Annotated in this window: 17 protein-coding genes, 2 tRNA genes and 1 other RNA gene; all 20 read left to right on the forward strand. The window is 44.0% G+C overall.

Going from position 1 to position 19,290, the window contains the following annotated elements:
• Positions 1-120 (forward strand): elongation factor Tu (locus H7844_14265; protein ID MEO5358445.1); only part of this gene is annotated, 120 nt, incomplete at its 5' end.
• A gap of 7 nt (positions 121-127) precedes the next feature.
• A complete protein-coding gene (rpmG, locus tag H7844_14270) occupies positions 128-280 on the forward strand; it encodes a 50S ribosomal protein L33 (protein MEO5358446.1) in 153 nt (50 codons plus the stop codon).
• A gap of 25 nt (positions 281-305) precedes the next feature.
• Positions 306-381, forward strand: a tRNA-Trp gene (locus tag H7844_14275).
• 72 nt (positions 382-453) lie between these two features.
• Positions 454-639: a preprotein translocase subunit SecE gene (gene secE / locus H7844_14280; protein ID MEO5358447.1), complete on the forward strand. Its 186-nt coding sequence runs from the start codon at positions 454-456 to the stop codon at positions 637-639.
• A gap of 4 nt (positions 640-643) precedes the next feature.
• On the forward strand, positions 644-1,168 hold the full coding sequence (gene nusG / locus H7844_14285; protein MEO5358448.1) for a transcription termination/antitermination protein NusG: 525 nt from the start codon (positions 644-646) through the stop codon (positions 1,166-1,168).
• Between the two features lie 72 nt (positions 1,169-1,240).
• Positions 1,241-1,669: a 50S ribosomal protein L11 gene (gene rplK, locus H7844_14290; GenBank protein MEO5358449.1), complete on the forward strand. Its 429-nt coding sequence runs from the start codon at positions 1,241-1,243 to the stop codon at positions 1,667-1,669.
• Between the two features lie 22 nt (positions 1,670-1,691).
• Positions 1,692-2,387 carry a 50S ribosomal protein L1 gene (gene rplA / locus H7844_14295; GenBank protein MEO5358450.1) on the forward strand — a complete coding sequence of 232 codons (696 nt, stop codon included), beginning with the start codon at positions 1,692-1,694 and terminating at the stop codon, positions 2,385-2,387.
• A 100-nt stretch (positions 2,388-2,487) separates the two neighbouring features.
• Entirely contained in the window at positions 2,488-3,081 is a 594-nt protein-coding gene (rplJ, locus tag H7844_14300) for a 50S ribosomal protein L10 (protein MEO5358451.1), read from the forward strand.
• A 42-nt stretch (positions 3,082-3,123) separates the two neighbouring features.
• Positions 3,124-3,504: a 50S ribosomal protein L7/L12 gene (gene rplL / locus H7844_14305; protein ID MEO5358452.1), complete on the forward strand. Its 381-nt coding sequence runs from the start codon at positions 3,124-3,126 to the stop codon at positions 3,502-3,504.
• Between the two features lie 98 nt (positions 3,505-3,602).
• On the forward strand, positions 3,603-7,556 hold the full coding sequence (gene rpoB, locus H7844_14310) for a DNA-directed RNA polymerase subunit beta (GenBank protein ID MEO5358453.1): 3,954 nt from the start codon (positions 3,603-3,605) through the stop codon (positions 7,554-7,556).
• Between the two features lie 15 nt (positions 7,557-7,571).
• A complete protein-coding gene (gene rpoC, locus H7844_14315) occupies positions 7,572-11,684 on the forward strand; it encodes a DNA-directed RNA polymerase subunit beta' (protein ID MEO5358454.1) in 4,113 nt (1,370 codons plus the stop codon).
• A 222-nt stretch (positions 11,685-11,906) separates the two neighbouring features.
• Complete coding sequence (locus H7844_14320; protein ID MEO5358455.1) at positions 11,907-12,920, forward strand: potassium channel protein; 1,014 nt, start codon at positions 11,907-11,909, stop codon at positions 12,918-12,920.
• A gap of 422 nt (positions 12,921-13,342) precedes the next feature.
• A complete protein-coding gene (gene glgB, locus H7844_14325) occupies positions 13,343-15,877 on the forward strand; it encodes a 1,4-alpha-glucan branching protein GlgB (GenBank protein ID MEO5358456.1) in 2,535 nt (844 codons plus the stop codon).
• A 141-nt stretch (positions 15,878-16,018) separates the two neighbouring features.
• Positions 16,019-16,404, forward strand: an RNA gene (gene rnpB / locus H7844_14330) — RNase P RNA component class A.
• Positions 16,405-16,473: 69 nt separating this feature from the next.
• Positions 16,474-16,550, forward strand: a tRNA-Thr gene (locus H7844_14335).
• A gap of 130 nt (positions 16,551-16,680) precedes the next feature.
• Positions 16,681-17,388: a hypothetical protein gene (locus tag H7844_14340; GenBank protein MEO5358457.1), complete on the forward strand. Its 708-nt coding sequence runs from the start codon at positions 16,681-16,683 to the stop codon at positions 17,386-17,388.
• Positions 17,389-17,617: 229 nt separating this feature from the next.
• Positions 17,618-17,956 (forward strand): hypothetical protein, encoded by a 339-nt coding sequence (locus tag H7844_14345; protein MEO5358458.1) that lies wholly within the window; start codon positions 17,618-17,620, stop codon positions 17,954-17,956.
• 145 nt (positions 17,957-18,101) lie between these two features.
• The gene (locus H7844_14350) at positions 18,102-18,467 is read left to right on the forward strand and encodes a hypothetical protein (protein ID MEO5358459.1); all 366 of its coding nucleotides are present in this window, start codon (positions 18,102-18,104) and stop codon (positions 18,465-18,467) included.
• Between the two features lie 26 nt (positions 18,468-18,493).
• Positions 18,494-18,997: a hypothetical protein gene (locus H7844_14355; GenBank protein MEO5358460.1), complete on the forward strand. Its 504-nt coding sequence runs from the start codon at positions 18,494-18,496 to the stop codon at positions 18,995-18,997.
• Between the two features lie 27 nt (positions 18,998-19,024).
• The gene (locus H7844_14360; GenBank protein ID MEO5358461.1) at positions 19,025-19,231 is read left to right on the forward strand and encodes a hypothetical protein; all 207 of its coding nucleotides are present in this window, start codon (positions 19,025-19,027) and stop codon (positions 19,229-19,231) included.
• The last annotated feature ends 59 nt before the right edge of the window (positions 19,232-19,290 follow it).

Raw genomic sequence — 19,290 nt, forward strand, 5'->3', positions numbered from 1 at the left:
AACATAAGCATAAGAGTAGAGTTGATAGCGCCCATAGCAATGGAGAAGGAGCTGCGTTTTGCTATCCGTGAAGGTGGCAGAACGGTTGGTGCCGGCGTTGTTACAGAGGTTTTGGAGTAATCAAACGATGAGAGATATTATACTGCTACAATGTACGGAATGTAAGAGCAAGAACTATGCAACAAGAAAAAACAAAAAAAACACGACCGAAAAAATATTGATGAAAAAATATTGCAAATTTGAACGCCGTCACACAGACCACAAGGAGACAAAATCTTAATTGGCTGCGGAGCGCTTCTTTGCAAAGGCCAGTAGCTCTAACGGCAGAGCGTCGGTCTCCAAAACCGAGTGTTGGGGGTTCGAATCCCTCCTGGCCTGCCATTGTTATATCTGCGGCCTGCCTTTTTGGCATGGTGCAGGGGAAAAGTAAAGAAGAGGTAAGTAGGGAAGAAAATGATTGAAAGAATAAAGGCTTTTTTGAAAGAAGTTAAGATTGAAACAAAGAAGGTTGTATTTCCAGGGCGAGAGGAACTTATCGGTTCTACCTGGGTAGTGTTGATTTTTGTTATAATACTATCATTTTTCTTAGGTATTGTTGATTTGGGTTTAACTAAGATAATGCAGAATTTGATAAGGTAGGCATATGGCAAAACAGTGGTACGTTGTTCATACATACTCGGGATATGAGGAAAAGGTAAAATTCTCAATAGAGGATAAGGCACAGCGCGGCGGGTTGCAGGATATGATAAGCCGCGTGTTGATTCCAACGGAGCGTGTGGTTGAAATCAAAAGAGGTAAAAAGGCCGAAAGCGATAAGAAGTTCTATCCCGGATACATTCTTGTCGAAATGGAACTAAACGATGAGACATGGCATATGGTCAAGACAATACCGAGGGTTACGGGTTTTGTAGGCGGCCAGAACCCTGTGTCACTTCCACCGGAGGAGGTGGAGGTTATACTGCTTCAGCAGGAAAAGGGCCCGGGCACTGAGGTTAAGATGCAGTATGAAAAAGGTGAAAACGTCAGAATTGTTGACGGGCCTTTTTCTAACTTTAACGGATATGTTGACGATATTGATATGGACCACGGCAGACTCAAGGTCATGGTAAGCATCTTTGGAAGACAAACGCCTGTTGAGTTGAACTTCTACCAGGTGGAAAAAGCCTGATATGCCGCTTAGCAGCGACAGTTGAGAGTATTACAGTGGATATAAATTAAGATATATACTTTTGGAGGAATTATGGCAAAAGAAATAAAAGCAATGGTGAAGATTCAGATAAATGCCGGCAAAGCAAATCCGGCACCGCCCATAGGACCGGCACTGGGTCCTCATGGTGTTAATATCATGGATTTTTGCAAACAATTTAATGCTAAAACTCAGTCCATGGGAGAGACCATAGTCCCCGTGGTTCTGACGATATACAAAGACAGGACCTTTACGTTTATCACCAAAACACCCCCTGCCTCGGAACTGATAAAGAAAGCAGCCGGTGTTATTAAAGGCTCCAGTGTTCCCAACAAGGAAAAAGTCGGGAAGATTACTACGGAACAAGTCATGGAAATAGCCCGGACCAAGATGCCCGATTTAAACGCCTACGAACTGGACGAGGGTGTGAAGATTATCAGCGGTACGGCTCGCAGCATGGGTGTGGATGTAGTAGCAGGTTAAGGTTTTTCAGGAGGATATTATAATGGGTAAGAAGTATGAAGATGTAAAGAGTAAGCTGGAGACTCTCAAAGAGCTCTCTCTAGAGGACGCCATAGAGGCCCTTAAGTCATTTAAGTATGTGAAGTTTGACGAGACTGTGGACATTGCCCTTAACCTGGGTGTTGACCCCAGAAAGAGCGATCAGATGGTCAGAGGTTTTGTTGTGCTCCCTCACGGAACAGGTAAGCAGGTAAAGGTTCTTGTCTTTGCAAAGGGTGAAAAGGAAAAGGAAGCAACCGAGGCAGGCGCTGATTTTGTCGGCGCTGATGACATGATTGAGAAAATCCAAAAGGGCTGGCTTGATTTCGATAAGGCGGTGGCAACACCCGATATTATGGGCGCTGTAGGTAAACTGGGTAAATTACTGGGTCCAAGAGGGCTTATGCCTAACCCCAAAACCGGCACTGTCACTTTTGACGTGGCCAAAGCCGTAAAAGAAATAAAAGCCGGAAAGGTTGACTACAGGGTGGAAAAGGCAGGCATTATTCACATGCCGGTAGGAAAACTCTCTTTCAGTACAGCCTCACTCGTGGAAAATATCAAAACGGCTGTGGATTCCGTAATTAAGGCCAAGCCGCAGACAAGCAAAGGGAAGTATTTAAAAAGGCTTGTGGTCACCTCCACCATGGGACCAGGCCTAAAGGTGGATTTTAACACTGTAACTTTAACAAGGATTTGAGTTTTTACAAGATAGCTCAGTCGGAGACAACAGGTACGATACCGTTTAATCGGTTAGAGTATTATCCGGCCTGTTTAGACTGGAGGCAAAAAAGCTGCATATGCTCGATTTGGGTATTTCAGCCCTCCAACCACAATCTCCTGCTGTACAAATTCTTTTAAAAGAAGGAACTGATATGAACAAACAGGAAAAAAAGGATGTAGTTGCAGAGTTGAAGGACAAATTCAACCGGTCAAAGTCTGTGGTCTTTACAAACTACATAGGGATGACGGTTGAGAACCTTTCGGATTTAAGGGTCAATTTAAGGAAAAACGGCATTGAGTACAAGGTGGTAAAAAACACTCTTGCCATGCTGGCCTGTGAGGGTACGGCGGTAGAGAGTGCAAAGGGGAATTTTGTGGGGCCTGTAGGGTTGGCCATAGGTTTTGACGATCCGATATCGGTCTCTAAGAAGGTATTTGAGTATGCAAAGAGAAATGATAAGTTTAAGGTATTAAACGGTTTTGTGGAAGGAAGGCTTTTTGACGCCAAGGATTTAAAGAAAATATCTGAGCTTCCGCCGCGTGAGGTGTTACTTTCTCAGGTGGCCGGTTGTTTCTCTGCACCGTTAGGTAAGATGGCATCCCTTCTTGATGCCACAGTGAGCAGGATGGTTAATGCGCTAAATGCGTTAAAAGAAAAAAAGACAAACTAAAGCGGAGTGTTAATCTCTGAAAAATATCTATGAGGAGGCAGTATGGCTTCAGTAACAAAAGAACAGGTGTTTGAATTTTTTGACAATATGACAATACTTCAAATGTCGGAGTTTATCAAGGAGTTTGAGGAAAGATATGGAGTGACGGCTGCGGCGGCGGTAGCGGTGGCGGCGGCTCCGGCGGCGGAAGCGGCGGCTCCGGTTGAGGAAAAGACAAGTTTTGATGCAATTTTAGCCTCGGTAGGGGATAAGAAAATTCAGGTCATAAAGGTTGTCAGAGAGTTGACGGGACTGGGGCTTAAAGAGGCAAAAGAACTCGTTGACACTGCTCCAAAAGAGATAAAGACCGGCGTGTCCAAAGAAGAGGCTGAAAATATTAAGGCTAAAGTAGAGGAGCAGGGAGCTAAAGTAGAAATCAAGTAGCGAATATTCCCATTGGCTGTTATATCCTAACAAAAATACAGGCTTTTTCCTTATTGATGTGGATTAAAAGCCGCTTATAAAAATACTTAAGGAGTAACATGACAAGGGCACTTAAAGAACGGGTTAACCTGGGTAAGGTAGCAAGGGTACTTGATGTACCATATTTAATAGAAATACAGAGAAGATCATATGAGGTGTTTTTACAAAAAGACCTGACAAACGCACAGAGAAGAAATATCGGCCTTGAGTCGGCTTTCAGGAGTGTCTTTCCAATTATTGATTACAACGAGACGGCCTCGATAGAGTATCTGGGCTACTATCTGTTGGAGCCTAAGTACCGGGTCAGGGAGTGTGTTCACAAGGGACTAACCTATTCGGCGCCTATTAAAATCAGGGTAAGGCTGAATTTGTGGGAGGGACCGGAAGACGGTAAGAAATCAGAGGACGACAAGAAATTACTTAAGGAGTCACGTGAAGAGGAGGTCTATATCGGTGAGATTCCTCTTATGACTGAGACGGGCTCTTTTGTAATAAACGGTATAGAACGCGTTATTGTAAGTCAGCTTCACCGCTCTCCAGGTGTGTTTTTCAACACTGATAAAACAAAAACCCACACAAGCGGGCGGCTGCTCTACACTGCAAGGGTTATTCCCTCCAGAGGGTCATGGCTGGATTTCGAGTTTGACACTAAAGACATACTCTACGTAAGGATAGACAGAAGGAAGAAACTGCCGGCCACTATTGTGCTCAAAGCGCTGGCTTATAAAAACGAGGATCTGCTGAAGATTTTTTATCCGATAGAGAAGATAAAGATTCTGGGCAGCAACAATTTCAGCCGCCGCGTCTCAGGCATCCTGGCGGGAAGCAAGGCCAGCACAACAATTTATGACCCTAAGAGCAAGGGTACGCTTTTGGTAAAAGAAGGTGCAAAAATCACAAAGGCCGCCATTAAGCGGCTTCAGAATGCAGGGATTGAAGAAATTCCTATTTTGAGGGATGAAATCATAGGGCGTTACAGCCTCAATGACGTAGTTGACCCTGAAACAGGTGAAATAATCGTCGAGGGTAACGAGGTTATTAATGCTGAAGGTCTGGACAGAATTCTTTCATTGCCGATAGAAACTCTGGATTTACTTTTTATTGATAATGTGCGGTACTTATCCTCTCTGAGGGATACTCTTTTAATGGATAAGATCAATACCAAAGAGGACGCCCTCATAGAGATATATAAAAAGATGAGACCCGGTGAGCCTCCGACGCTTGAGGCGTCTAAAGCACTGTTTGCCGGCTTGTTTTTTGATGAAAAACGTTATGATCTTTCCCCCGTGGGACGCCTCAAAGTCAATAAGCGTCTCGGACTTGACACCCCTATGGACAACACCGTTTTAACCGACAGCGACATCATAGAGATAATAAAGTACCTGCTTGCGCTGAGAACCGGTCTAGGTGAGGTGGACGATATAGACCATCTGGGAAACAGACGTGTAAGGAGCGTGGGAGAGCTTCTTGAAAACCAGTTCCGTATCGGGCTTATCCGTATGGAGCGGGCTATTAAGGAAAAGATGATGATTATAGATATCAAGGATGTAATGCCCCATGATATCATAAATGCCAAGCCCGTAATGGCGGCTGTTAAGGAGTTTTTCGGTTCCAGCCAGTTAAGTCAGTTTATGGACCAGACGAATCCGCTTTCAGAGATAACTCACAAGAGAAGACTGTCGGCCCTGGGTCCGGGCGGTTTAACCCGTGAACGCGTAGGGTTTGAGGTAAGAGACGTACACCCGACCCATTACGGCAGAATCTGCCCGATTGAGACCCCTGAGGGGCCAAACATCGGATTAATCGTCTCTTTAGCCAGCTATGCCCGTATAAACGAGTATGGTTTTTTGGAAGCACCCTACAGAAAGGTTATAAACGGCAAAGTCACAGGTGAGATACTCTTTCTCTCAGCTATAGAGGGTGAGAGGTTTGTAATAGCTGAGGCAACATCGCCGATAGATGCACAGGGCAGCCTGATAGGTGAGGCCATATCGGCAAGAATCGGTGGCGACTTAAAGATTTTCACCCCCGCAGAGATTGACTACATGGACGTCTCTCCTAAGCAAATAGTAGGCGTGTCGGCATCGCTTATTCCGTTTCTTGAAAACGACGATGCCAACCGTGCCCTTATGGGTTCTAACATGCAAAGACAGGCGGTTCCGCTGACCTATACCGAGTCACCCATTGTGGGCACAGGCATGGAGTATGTAGCGGCAAGGGACTCAGGTGCATGTATTACTGCACGGCGCTCCGGCACTGTGGAAAGCCTTGATTCCAACAGAATAGTGGTTAGGGTGGAGGAAGAGGGTAGTGTGGATATCTATAATCTTATTAAATTTGCACGCTCCAATCAGGCCACTTGTATAAACCAACGTCCGATAGTCGATGTGGGTGCTAAGGTAACAGCAGGGGATGTCATCGCAGACGGCCCGTCGACAGATATGGGCGAGCTGGCGCTTGGTAAGAATGTTCTGGTGGCATTTATGCCCTGGGGCGGATATAACTTTGAGGATGCTATTTTGCTAAGTGAACGGCTTGTTAAGGACGACGTCTTTACATCGGTGCACGTGGAGGAGTTTGAGGTGGAGGCCAGGGATACGAAGCTCGGCCCGGAGGAAATCACCAGAGATATTCCCAATGTAGGTGAGGATGCACTTGCCGACCTTGATGAAAGCGGAATAATATATATAGGAGCGGAAGTAAAACCCGGAGATATCCTTGTCGGTAAAATAACCCCCAAGGGTGAGACGCAGCTTACGCCTGAGGAGAAACTCCTGCGAGCCATTTTTGGGGAGAAAGCTGAGGAGGTTAAGGAAAGCTGCCTGTACGTCCCACCCGGCATTAAGGGCACGGTGGTTGACGTTAAAGTCTTTACAAGGCGCGGAATAAAAAAGGATGCAAGAGCAAAGGCGCTTGAGGATGAGGAAATAAGGGGGCTTCAGAGGGATTTTGAAGAGGAAACCAGAATAGTAAGTCAGGAGCTCTACAATAAGGTAAGAAAATTATTGCTTGGTAAGATAGTCCTTGAGGATGTAAGGGATCAATCTAATAAGGATTTTATCTGCAAAACCGGAGATATTCTGGATACTCGGATGCTGGAGGCTTTAGGAGATAAAAAAATCGTACGCCTTAAAATTGATGATGAGGATATTACCAGCGAGGTAGAGGAACTCAATAAAAAGGTGAAAGATTATCTCAAAAATCTTCAACTCCGGTATGATGAACGCATAGAGAGACTGAAAAAAGGCGATGAACTGCCTCCAGGGGTCAATAAACTCATCAAGGTTTATATAGCGATGAAGCGTAAGATTCAGGTGGGGGATAAGATGGCAGGCCGGCATGGAAACAAGGGAGTGGTGGCAATGGTGCTGCCCGATGATGATATGCCATACCTGCCTGACGGCACACCTGTGGATGTAGTGTTAAACCCTCTCGGAGTGCCATCAAGAATGAATGTGGGTCAGATACTGGAGACACATCTTGGAATGGCGGCAAATGCTTTAGGCATCAATGTGGCAACGCCTGTGTTTGAAGGTGCTACGGAGGAAGACCTGAGGGAGATGTTAACGAAATCCGGCCTTTCCGAGACCGGCCAGTCGGTCCTTTATGACGGCAAAACCGGTGAGGCCTTTGAACGCTCTGTTACTGTGGGTTATATGTATATGTTGAAACTTCACCACCTTGTAGAGGATAAGATACATGCCCGTTCCATTGGGCCATACTCTTTGGTTACACAGCAGCCACTGGGAGGTAAAGCACAATTTGGCGGTCAGCGCCTGGGTGAAATGGAAGTGTGGGCTTTGGAGGCATACGGGGCGTCATACACGCTTCAGGAGTACTTAACGGTTAAGAGCGATGATGTTAGTGGAAGGGCGAAGATGTACGAGGCAATAGTTAAGGGGGACGCAACCCTTGACCCCGGCGTGCCGGAGTCATTCCACGTACTTATAAAGGAGCTTCAGAGCCTTTGTCTTGACGTTGAACTTCTTGAGAAAAAGAACAAGGGGGGATAGAATTTGTCAGATAACATGTTTGGTATGTACCACGAGCCGAAGAGTCAGAAGGAATTCGATGCTGTCAGGATTAAGCTGGCCTCTCCTGACAGAATAAGGGAGTGGTCTTTTGGAGAGGTCAAAAAACCGGAGACAATAAACTACAGAACGTTTAAACCGGAAAAGGACGGGCTGTTCTGTGCCAAAATATTCGGGCCTGTGAAGGACTGGGAGTGTATTTGCGGAAAATATAAGAGAATGAAGCACCGTGGTGTGGTGTGTGATAAGTGCGGTGTTGAGGTCATACACGCAAAGGTCAGAAGGGAGCGGCTTGCCCACATAGAGCTTTGCACTCCGGTTGCCCACATATGGTTTCTAAAGGGAGTTCCCAGCCGGATAGGATTACTTCTTGACATGACTATGAAAAACCTGGAAAAGGTACTCTACTTTGAAAGCTATGTGGTAATAGACCCAGGTGATACTCCTCTTAAGGAAAAACAAGTTCTCACTGAGGAAGAGTACAAGAAATACAACATGGAACTTGGAAACAGGTTTAAAGCCGGTATGGGAGCAGAGGCTATTAAAGAGCTGCTGAAGAAGGTGGATTTAACAGTGCTGGATAATGAGCTAAAGATAAAAATCCATGAGATAAGCTCCGTAGGGATAAAAAAACGTCTGACCAAGCGTCTGAAAATAGTGGAAGATTTCATAAGTTCCGGCAACAGGCCGGAGTGGATGATTCTTGATGTAATACCGGTGCTTCCGCCTGATTTAAGACCGCTGGTACCGCTTCAGGGCGGCAGATTTGCCACCTCTGATTTAAATGATCTCTACCGGAGGGTTATAAACAGAAACAACCGGTTGAAGCGTTTGATGGAACTGAAGGCACCAAGCGTTATAGTTAAAAATGAAAAGCGGATGCTTCAGGAATCTGTGGATTCTCTGTTTGACAACACAAAGGGAGCTAAAGTTCCCAAGGGCTCAACCAAACGTTCCCTTAAATCCCTCAGTGATATGATTAAGGGCAAGCAGGGGCGTTTCAGGCAAAACCTCCTGGGTAAACGTGTAGATTACTCGGGTCGTTCTGTTATTGTGGTTGGCCCTGACCTTAAGCTTCACCAGTGCGGGATTCCAAAACTTATGGCTCTTGAGTTGTTTAAACCGTTTGTTTTTAATAAACTTGAGGATAAGGGGTACGTTACAACTATAAAGCAGGCAAAGAAATTTGTAGAGATGGAACGTCCTGAGGTTTGGGATGCCCTTGAGGAGGTAATCAAGGAACATCCTGTTTTGCTAAACAGGGCGCCGACTTTACACAGGCTTGGCATACAGGCCTTTGACCCTGTGCTTATTGAGGGAAAGGCCATAAAACTGCATCCTCTTGTCTGTACCTCATATAATGCAGACTTTGACGGAGACCAGATGGCGGTACACGTTCCCCTTTCCATAGAAGCACAGGTAGAGGCAAGGGTGCTTATGATGTCTATAAACAATCTGCTTTCCCCTGCAAGCGGTAAGCCCATTGTGCTTCCTACTCAGGATATGGTCTTAGGTATTTACTATTTGACCAAAGAAAAGACAGGAGCAAAAGGCGAGGGTAAGATATTTTCCTCCACTGATGAGGTACGTATTGCCTACGACAACGGCGCTGTGTCCGAACATGCAAGGATAACGGTGTATTTAAACGATGAAAAAATCTCAACAACAGTGGGCAGGGTGCTTTTTTATGAGATAGTTCCTCAGGAGGTACCATTTCAAGAAATCAACCGGGTGCTGACCAAAAAGGAAGTGCAAAAGGTGATAGACTATGCCCATAAGTATGCCGGAAAGAGAAAGACTGTGTTATTTTTGGACGAACTGAAGAGACTCGGTTTTGAGTATGCCACTAAGTCAGGAATCTCCATTTGTATTTCAGATATGCATGTGCCCTCAAAGAAGGCTGAAATACTCAAAGGCGCGGAAAAAGAAGTTATGGAAGTCTATAAGCAGTACTCAGACGGACTGATAACACAGGGTGAGAGGTACAACAAGGTAATAGACATATGGGCAAATGTGACGGAGAAAGTGGCCGAGGTCATGATGGCGGAGTTAGGAGCCGAGGAAGGTAAAGTGCTGACTCCTGAGGAAATCGAAAAGAGCCGTGCCTTTAACAGCGTATTTATGATGGCAGACTCAGGTGCAAGGGGCTCGGCAGCCCAGATAAGGCAGCTTGCCGGTATGAGAGGTCTCATGGCTAAACCATCCGGTGAAATCATAGAAACACCTATAACGGCTAACTTCCGTGAGGGGCTCTCTCCGCTTCAGTACTTTATTTCAACCCATGGTGCACGAAAAGGCCTTGCGGATACGGCTTTAAAAACCGCAAACTCCGGTTATCTTACAAGGAGACTGGTGGATGTTGCCCAGGATGTGATAATCACTGAGGTTGACTGCAGCACAGATGACGGGATAATGATAACGGCCCTTATCGAGGGCGGAGAAATAATACAGCCGCTTGAGGAGAGACTCCTAGGGCGTATTAGTGCAGAGGACATACGTGACCCGATTACTAAAGAGCTGATACTTTCTAAAAACGGCGATATTGATGAGGAGATGGTTGTACGTATAGTTGAGGCCGGTATAGACAGGGTGAAGATTCGTTCCGTGCTGACCTGCCAGACACGCTTTGGTATCTGCATGAACTGCTACGGCAGGGATTTAGCGAGAAACGAACGGATACAGATGGCCGAGGCTGTGGGAATCATAGCGGCACAATCAATTGGAGAACCCGGCACACAGCTTACCATGAGAACATTCCATATCGGCGGTGCTGCAACAAAGATAATTGAGCAGGCTGTATTGAGTGTTAAGCACTCCGGTACCATTAACTTTGTGGACGTCAACTCAGTTATTAACAGAGACGGCCTGCATGTGGTTATGAACCGTAATGCTTTCATAGCCGTTGTGGATGAAAGCGGCCGTGAGAGAGAAAAGCACAATATCGTTTATGCTGCAAAGCTTCTTGTAAAGGACGGTGATAAGGTTCAGATAGGGCAAAAGATAGCCGAATGGGATCCATATTCCACCTCCATTTTGACGGAGGTTGGAGGACGGGTTGCGTGGGGAGATGTTGAGGAGGGAGTTACCGTTAAGGAGCAGGTTGACGAAATAACGGGACTTTCCCATAAGCTCATAGTTGACTATCCGACAAACCTTGACCTGAGGCCGAGAATATCTATAAAAGATGAGCATGGAAAAGCAACGCTTAGGCTTCCTAACGGTGCACCGGCAAGGTATATGCTTCCTGTGGGGTCAAACATTCTGGTTGAAAAGAACGATCTTGTGGCACCTGGTGATGTTTTGGCAAAGATACCGAGAGAGACGGTTAAGACAAAGGACATAACCGGAGGTCTTCCCAGGGTAGCAGAGCTGTTTGAAGCAAGAAAGCCTAAGGAGCCTACGCTTGTTTCAGAGATAGACGGCGTGGTGGAGTTTGTGTCAACGCAGAAGGGCTCCAGAATGGTAAAGGTACGCGGTGGGGACGTTGTTAAGGAGTATACGATTCCCAAGGGTAAGCATGTGACAGTTCATGAGGGTGACTGGGTAAAGGCAGGTGAGGCTCTTATGGATGGGGCGGTAAATCCCCACGATATTTTGGACATACTGGGTCCTACCGAGCTTCAACGCTATCTCGTGGACGAGGTTCAGAAGGTTTATCGCCTGCAGGGTGTTTCCATAAATGACAAACACATAGAGATAATAATCCGGCAAATGATGAAAAAGCTGCGAATCGAGGAACCCGGAGATACTGAGCTCATGATAGGCGACCAGGTTGATCGGATGGAGTTTCAGGAAATAAATGCAGTAGTGCAGGCTGAGGGTAAAAAACCGGCGATAGGCAGGCCACTGCTTTTGGGTATAACAAAGGCATCTCTTACTACCTACAGTTGGGTCTCCGCCGCCTCATTTCAGGAAACCACACGAGTGCTTACAGATGCAGCACTTTGCGGCGGGGTGGATGAGTTACGGGGCCTTAAGGAAAACGTAATAATGGGCAAGATAATTCCTTGCGGCACGGGTATGGACAGATACAGAAACACGTATGTGAGACGGGAATCCGATGAGGTAAAGAAAGAGGTGGAGCAAGAGGAACCTGTGTTAGATACATAATCTGATACCAGTCGTTACAAATATTGAATATACAGAGACCGGCTGTTTATTAATTAAGCAGCCGGTCAGTATTTTGTGGACTATGTGATACCGAGTTGCAGTCATACCGAGTTGCATTCATTCGATGTTAGACGATTGAAGGTACTTGGTATTAGACGTTAGAATACAGCCTGCTATTATGTGAGGTTTTGACGAAGCAATTAAAAAGGAGACAATACTGTAGTGCAACAGTCAATAGGAGAGTTAAGAAAGCAGCTTATAATATCGGCTGTGCTGTTGGTTGCGATACTGACCTTAGGTACGGCGGGCTATATGGCAATAGAGGGCTGGAACTCATTTGATGCTTTTTATATGGTGGTTATAACGCTGGCAACGATTGGTTTTCAGGAAGTCCATGGGCTAAGCAACAGTGGAAGGGCATTTACAATATTTTTGATTTTTTCAGGAGTCGGCATTTTGGCCTACAATGTAAATGTGGGTTTGAGGGCATTGTTTGAGGGCGAGTTTCAAAAAATTATGGGGAGGAGGAAGTTGGAAAAGAAAATAAAAGAGATAAAGGACCATTATATAATATGCGGTTTTGGCAGGATGGGCAGGATAATATGCAAGGAGTTGAGGGCATCGGGTGTGCCATTTGTGGTGATAGAGCAGGAGATATTAGAGATTGAAACAGATGAGGATTATTTGTATTTATCGGGAGATGCAACGCATGATGATGTTTTAAAAGGGGCTGGCATAGAAAGAGCAAAAGGAGTAATCTCAGTGCTTTCAACCGATGCTAAGAATCTGTTTGTAGTGTTATCGTCACGGGTGCTAAACCCGTCTCTGAAAATAGTGGCGCGTGCGCTTGAAGAGAGCACGGAGTTAAAGTTGATCAGGGCGGGGGCGGACAGGGTCGTGGCTCCTTACAACATCGGGGGGCTTAAGATAGCGCAGACAATACTTAAGCCCTCAGTAGTGGATTTTTTGGAATTTGCAACCCAAAGCGGCAATATTGCGCTTCAGATGGAGGAGATAACGGTAAAGGAGACATCGGTGTTTGCCGACCGAACCGTGGCTGAAACTGAAATAGGAAGAAAGTATGGCATTATAATAGTGGCGATAAAACGCTCAGACGGCGAGATGCGTTTTAATCCAACCCATAAGACCGTCATAAAGTCAGGTGATATTCTTATTGCCCTGGGCGAGGTAAATAAATTAAAAGAGATAGAGAAACTAGCGGGGAGTTATAGTTAGAAAGGCACTTCACATCTGGAGTGGGTAATACAAAGAATATGCCCTTGTCGCCTTACCAAGCTGCATTCATTCGATTAACTTTGTTGGCTTCGTCTAAAGCTCCTTGACGTCTCCCCTAAAGGGGAATCCCCTGTATGGGGAGGTGTCGCTTTCTCCTTGCCGCCTCGTTACTCTTTTGACTGCTACTTGGTATAAAACAGTGTAGTCTTGTGTTGGACAGAAACAGGCGGCCAATCAAAATGTTCCGGCTAATCAAAGGACACTATCAAGCGGGTAGAAATAATTTTTTGGATGACTGTAGGGGCTTTCGTTGACAACAGAGTATCGTATAGGTTACTATTGTGGGCTTGTGTTTTTTTGAAAGGTTTAAAGTGTTTTTTGTAGTATGATAAATAATGATATAGAAGTGAGGAGGTTGTAATATGGAGTTTAATGACCACGTTAATGCGATACTTGGCTCGTGCCATGCTGACCCTTTTTCCATTTTGGGGGTTCATCCGATTAAGTTTGATAATAAAGATGCCGTAGCAGTGAGGGCATTCCTGCCGGGCAGTAAAGAGCTTTATGTAGTCAGAAAAGATGAAAAAAAGATTTACCAGTGCACAAAGATAAGGGCGGAGGGATTTTATGAGGCTATCGTGGAGCGAGTTTCCGAGGTCTTTCCGTACAGACTAAAAGCTGTAATGGACGATGGCGCAGAAATAGAGTACGACGATCCATACTCATTTTTGCCTGTATTGACTGATTTTGATTTGCACCTGATGAGCGAGGGCACCCATTACAAAAAATATGAAAAGCTTGGTGCCCATGTGATGGAAATAGACGAAATAAAGGGAGTGTTTTTTGCCGTATGGGCGCCTAATGCTGCAAGAGTAAGCGTAATAGGGGATTTCAACAACTGGGACGGCAGACGCCATCAGATGAGATTAAGGGGCATCTTTGGGGTTTGGGAAATATTTATTCCCGCCTTGCAGGAGGGTGATGTTTATAAGTTTGAGATAAAGGGTAAATATAATAATTATATAGGCATAAAGTCAGACCCATATGGTTTTTATGCCGAGGTGCGTCCTAAGAGTGCCTCTATTGTGCATAACATAAATAAGTACAAGTGGAATGATGATAAGTGGATGGAGGAGAGGTCGGGGAGGAATTGGCTTGAGGAGCCATGCAGCACGTATGAGGTGCACTTGTCATCATGGAAACAAGTGCCGGAGGAGGGGATGCCCCGCTGGCTTACATACAGAGAAATGGCTGACCAGTTGGTTTCATATGTAAAGGAGATTGGATATACACACATCGAATTGCTTCCGGTACAGGAGCATCCGCTGGATGCCTCATGGGGGTATCAGCCTGTAGGGTATTTTGCCCCGACAAGCCGTTTCGGAACTCCTGAAGATTTTATGTATTTAATAGACATGTGCCATCAAAACGGCATAGGAGTAATAATGGACTGGGTACCGGCGCATTTTCCAAGAGACTCGCACGGCCTGTCCTATTTTGACGGTACAGCGCTTTACGAACATGCTGACCCCAGACGTGGTGAGCACAAAGAGTGGGGCACTCTCATATTTAACTATGGTAGAAACGAGGTAACAAACTTCTTAATAGCAAATGCCTTATTTTGGCTGGATAAATATCATTTGGATGGTTTGAGGGTGGATGCCGTGGCCTCTATGCTATATCTTGATTACTCGAAAAAGCATGGAGAGTGGCTGCCTAACCAATATGGAGGTAAGGAAAACCTTGAGGCAATAGCAATGCTTAAGAGATTTAACGAGGTGGTACACACCTATCATCCTGGAGTATTGACGATAGCCGAGGAGTCAACGGCGTGGCCTATGGTCTCAAGACCTACGTATCTGGGAGGCCTCGGTTTTAGCCTTAAGTGGAACATGGGGTGGATGCACGATATTTTATCATACTTCCAGAAAGAACCTATTCACAGGCGTTATCATCACAACAATCTGACTTTTGCCCTGCTTTATGCTTTTACGGAAAACTTTGTAAATGTGCTTTCCCACGATGAGGTAGTGTATTTGAAACGTTCCATGCTGGATAAGATGCCCGGGGATATGTGGCAGAAGTTTGCAAACCTAAGGCTTCTCTACGCCTACATGTATGCTCAGCCCGGGAAAAAACTTCTGTTTATGGGCGGGGAGTTTGGACAGTGGAAGGAGTGGAACTTCGAAACCAGTCTTGACTGGCATTTACTGGAGTATGAACCGCATCAGAAACTTCTAAATTTTGTAAAGGAACTTAACCATATGTACAAGCAAGAGAGGGCCCTTTATGAGGTTGATTTCAGCCACGAGGGCTTTGAGTGGATAGACTTTAATGACTATAGCAACAGTATTGTATCATTTATGAGAAAGTCAAAAAATACAGATGAAGTAATAATCTGTGTATTTAATTTAACGCCTGTGCCAAGATTAAACTACAGAATCGGGGTACCTTATGAGGGATTTTATAAGGAGATATTAAACAGTGATTCAGAGCGTTTTTGGGGCGGCAATATAGGCAACTGGGGCGGGTTTCATGCCGATCACGTATGGTGGCAGAACAGGCCGTTTTCGCTTTCTGCGCAGCTTCCCCCACTTGGTGCAGTGTTTTTCAAACACATAAAGGAACAGCCGATAGAGGTTAAGACAGAGCAACCTGTAGAAGTAAAGAAAGAGCAGGTAGTTGAAATTGAGAACACTAAACCTGCAGAGATAATAAAAGAACAGCCGATAGAGATTAAGAAAGAACAGCCGATAGAGATTAAGAAAGAACAGCCGATAGAGATTAAGAAAGAACAGCCGATAGAGATTAAGAAAGAACAGCCGATAGAGATTAAGAAAGAAGCTCCGGTTGAGGTTAAAAAAGAAGCTCCTGTTGATGCAAATGAAGCTGTTGAGGCTAAAAAGGAGCAGCCGGCGGATGTAAAAAAAGAAACTAAGACTAAAAAGCGGAAGTAGCGGAAGGAATTGGACAATAATGCTATCAAAAACTGATGACAATCAAGCATGTTTTCTAATGAGAGAGGTGGTGTTTACAGGCTGTAGGATTATTATCAGACTTGTAAATAAGTGTGCTTAAGAGCTATAATAATGAAGATATAAGCAGGCCATGTGGCCGCTGCCGACAGTAGTAACAGATACCGGGGGCAGAGGAAAGTCCGGGCTCCGCAGGGCAGGAGGGCTGTTAACGACAGCCGGGGGCAACCCCAGGGAAAGTGCAACAGAAAAGATACCGCCCAGTGGTGTATAACTGCAGGTAAGGGTGAAAAGGCGAGGTAAGAGCTCACCACTCTTATCGGTAACGATTAGAGTATGTAAACCCCCTCCGGTGAAAGGTGCAATAGGATTTGCTTTTTGGGTAGCCCGCCCAATTTCGTAGCGATACGGAAGGCAAACGGGTAGCAACCGCACAAACAGACGGGTGACCGTCTTGTTAAGATAAATGGCCACATAAAACAGAATCCGGCTTATGGCCTGCTTATAATTTTTTTGTTGTAACATTTTATAACATGTATTTAAAAAATTATTAAATACATGTTATATTAAACCAGAGTGCCACCGTAGCTCAGTTCGGCAGAGCAGCTGATTTGTAATCAGCCGGTCGGGGGTTCAAATCCCTTCGGTGGCTCCAAAAAATCCTTTCAAATCAGTAGTTTCCCCGTTTTTATCCAATTTTGTTATAGTGCGCTCCGCTCGTTTTTGGTGTCACTTGGTGTCAGTTTGTTTTTTGCCTCAAATTAGTCTATTTTCAGGGGTTTCATGTGGCTATTAAATTAAAAACTTTTATGCACAAAACCACAGGAGATAAGATTTATATACCTTCCGGTCGTCTTGGTAGCTTTCAAAATACAATTAAAAAAATGGTTAATTTTGTTCGTCATAATTTCCAGAAGTCCTATGTTGTACATCTCATTTTAACGATGCGTGATAATACTAAGGATATAGATTTTAAAGAGTTTGATCGTCTCCGTGCGTTTATCGTAAATCGTATAAAAAAGCAGGGTGGATTCTGTAAGTATGTTGCCGTGAAGGAAAGACAGGAGCGTGGAGCTATTCATTATCATGTTTTATTTGTTTATGATAAGCCATACATTTTTCCTTCGGCCTCTGATATTGCAGAGTCCTGGAAGTTGGGTTTTGTAAAGATATCCGCTCCGAAACTTCGTGTCAAGTTTCAAAAACTTTTTAATTATATTGGTAAGTATATCGGTAAAGGTTATGAGTATGAGGAATTGGATGTAAAGAAGTCTTTTACGGCCTCTCAGATTAAGCAGATATATAAACTCAATGCAAAACGACTGTTGTTTTGTTTTGACAGGTTCGGGAAAGCCCTTTCTGAGACTTACCAGTGTACTTTTACAAAAGTTTATGAATATTTCAAGTTTGAAGGCAGGGGGGGTATTAAACGATATATTCACCGTTTTGAAACTGATTGGGTTTATTTAGGAGAAGAGTATGAGCCTTTTTAGGTTAGTCGTAGATTTTTTATATTTTGTGATTTCCAATGGTGAGGTGATTTCATGAAAAATGTACCGTTACCCGGGTTAAGAAAACGTGGTTCTGTTTTTGTTTTGAGTAAGCAAGAATATGAGCTTTATTCAGAGGATGACAAGTTAATTCTCAATTTGTTTTATGACGTTAGATTTTCTAAGTCAAGAAAAAATTTGATTTGTAATCCAAAATAAAGAGGGGGTTGTTATGAGAGTAGTAGTTTATGGAACCATTGACTCAAAGTCTGTTCGTAACAAAGATGGTAAAGATTATCCACAATTTTCTTTTGTTGTTCAGGGTACAGAGAAGTACCCTAGTCAAACAATAAACATAGAGGGTGAAGCTCCTCTGGCCTACGGTGAGAAGTGTTACTTGGTTTTAGACCAGTCGTTGGTTGATGGCACTAAGTTTGAGAAGAAATTTACTTCTTTCATCTCTTACCGTTTTATCGAGGTGTTTAATCCGGTAGCAGTGAATTCGTTGGATACTTTTGATGAATTTGGTGTAGGCGGTAATGGTTCTAAAAAGAAAAAGGAATTAGTGTAATGTTTGAGGGCCTAGATGGGGTAGTCACAGCTAGTGTTATAAGTTTTACAGGTGTTCCGATGTATGATTATTTTTTTATGCTTGTGGCTATTCCTGCTCTTGTAGCTGTTGGGATTTCTATTGTAATTAAATTAGTGAAATATGTATGAAAACAGAGGTGTTAACAGTTTTGATATTTTTGATGTTATGTAGTATTACTTCAGCATCTGTTTCATATAAAACATGTGCAGATAACTCAACTGACCAAGTGGAGTATTTGCAGTTAGTTATGGGGTCAGTAGGCGCTTATGTTGCTACCAACTTGGAAGAGCGTCATATTTATGCTGATGCAACTACTTTGATTTTAAAATCTCATTGTCAAGGCGGTCGGCATGCCATTTGGCATAATTCAAATTCTATCGAATCTTCTATTATTAATTATTTGGACCCTGCTTATCGTAATTTTCTGTATGGTTTATCAGGTGCTTTGAGCGCTTTTCTGTTTTTTACGATTTTGTCTAAATCTTTATAGATTTGGTTATAAAGGAGATGATTGTTTTGTTTAAGAGATTTGGAGGGTTCAAATTTTGGTTGTTGGCTTTTTCAGTTTTAGTTTTTATTTTAAGTATGTCTGGTATTTGTTTTGCTGATTCTTGGGATTTAGCTTCTGTTGCAATTTCAAGTGCTGTTAGTGGTGTTATTTTAGCAATTTTTACTATCGGTTCAGTTGTTGTAGTTGCTTTGGTTGGTTTAAAGGTTGCTCAGTGGGTTATTCTTTTGGTCTATGATCAATCTTATACTTTTCTTGAGTTGATACAGCTTGGTGTATATGGTGTAGATGTGCACAATGATTTTTCTGGCGGTTCTTCGGATACTTATTGGGATAGAGATGGTTTTGAGTCTAAAGAAGATTATGACGATTATGTGGAAAGGGAGATTGAACATTATAAGGATTATTTGGTAGAAAGTGGTCAATATGATAGGTTGAGAAAAGAATATGGTTTAGTGGTTGATGAAGGTTGTGATTGTCCTGATTATCTTGGTGACGATTATGATGCTTAAAAATCTAACTAAAGGGGAGGTGATATTGTGAAGAGAGTTAAAGGGATAGTATCAGCATTGTTTCTGTTTTTAGTAGCTTTTATGGTTAACACTTCTAAGGCTCATGCGTCCTGGGACTTGAGTACAGCAACGTTTGACACTACCAGCCTGTTTACAATGGGTACTACATTGGTGACAGCTCTGCTGGTTTTTATGGGTGTTAAGTGGGTTATGCGCCTTCTTAAAGGTTCTTAGTCCGCTTGCAACTTCGGAGGGGCCCCTAACCCCTCCGATAGTATTAATGGAGGTTGATT

The organism is Nitrospirae bacterium YQR-1 (assembly GCA_039908095.1).
GTDB lineage: Bacteria > Nitrospirota > Thermodesulfovibrionia > Thermodesulfovibrionales > Magnetobacteriaceae > Magnetomonas.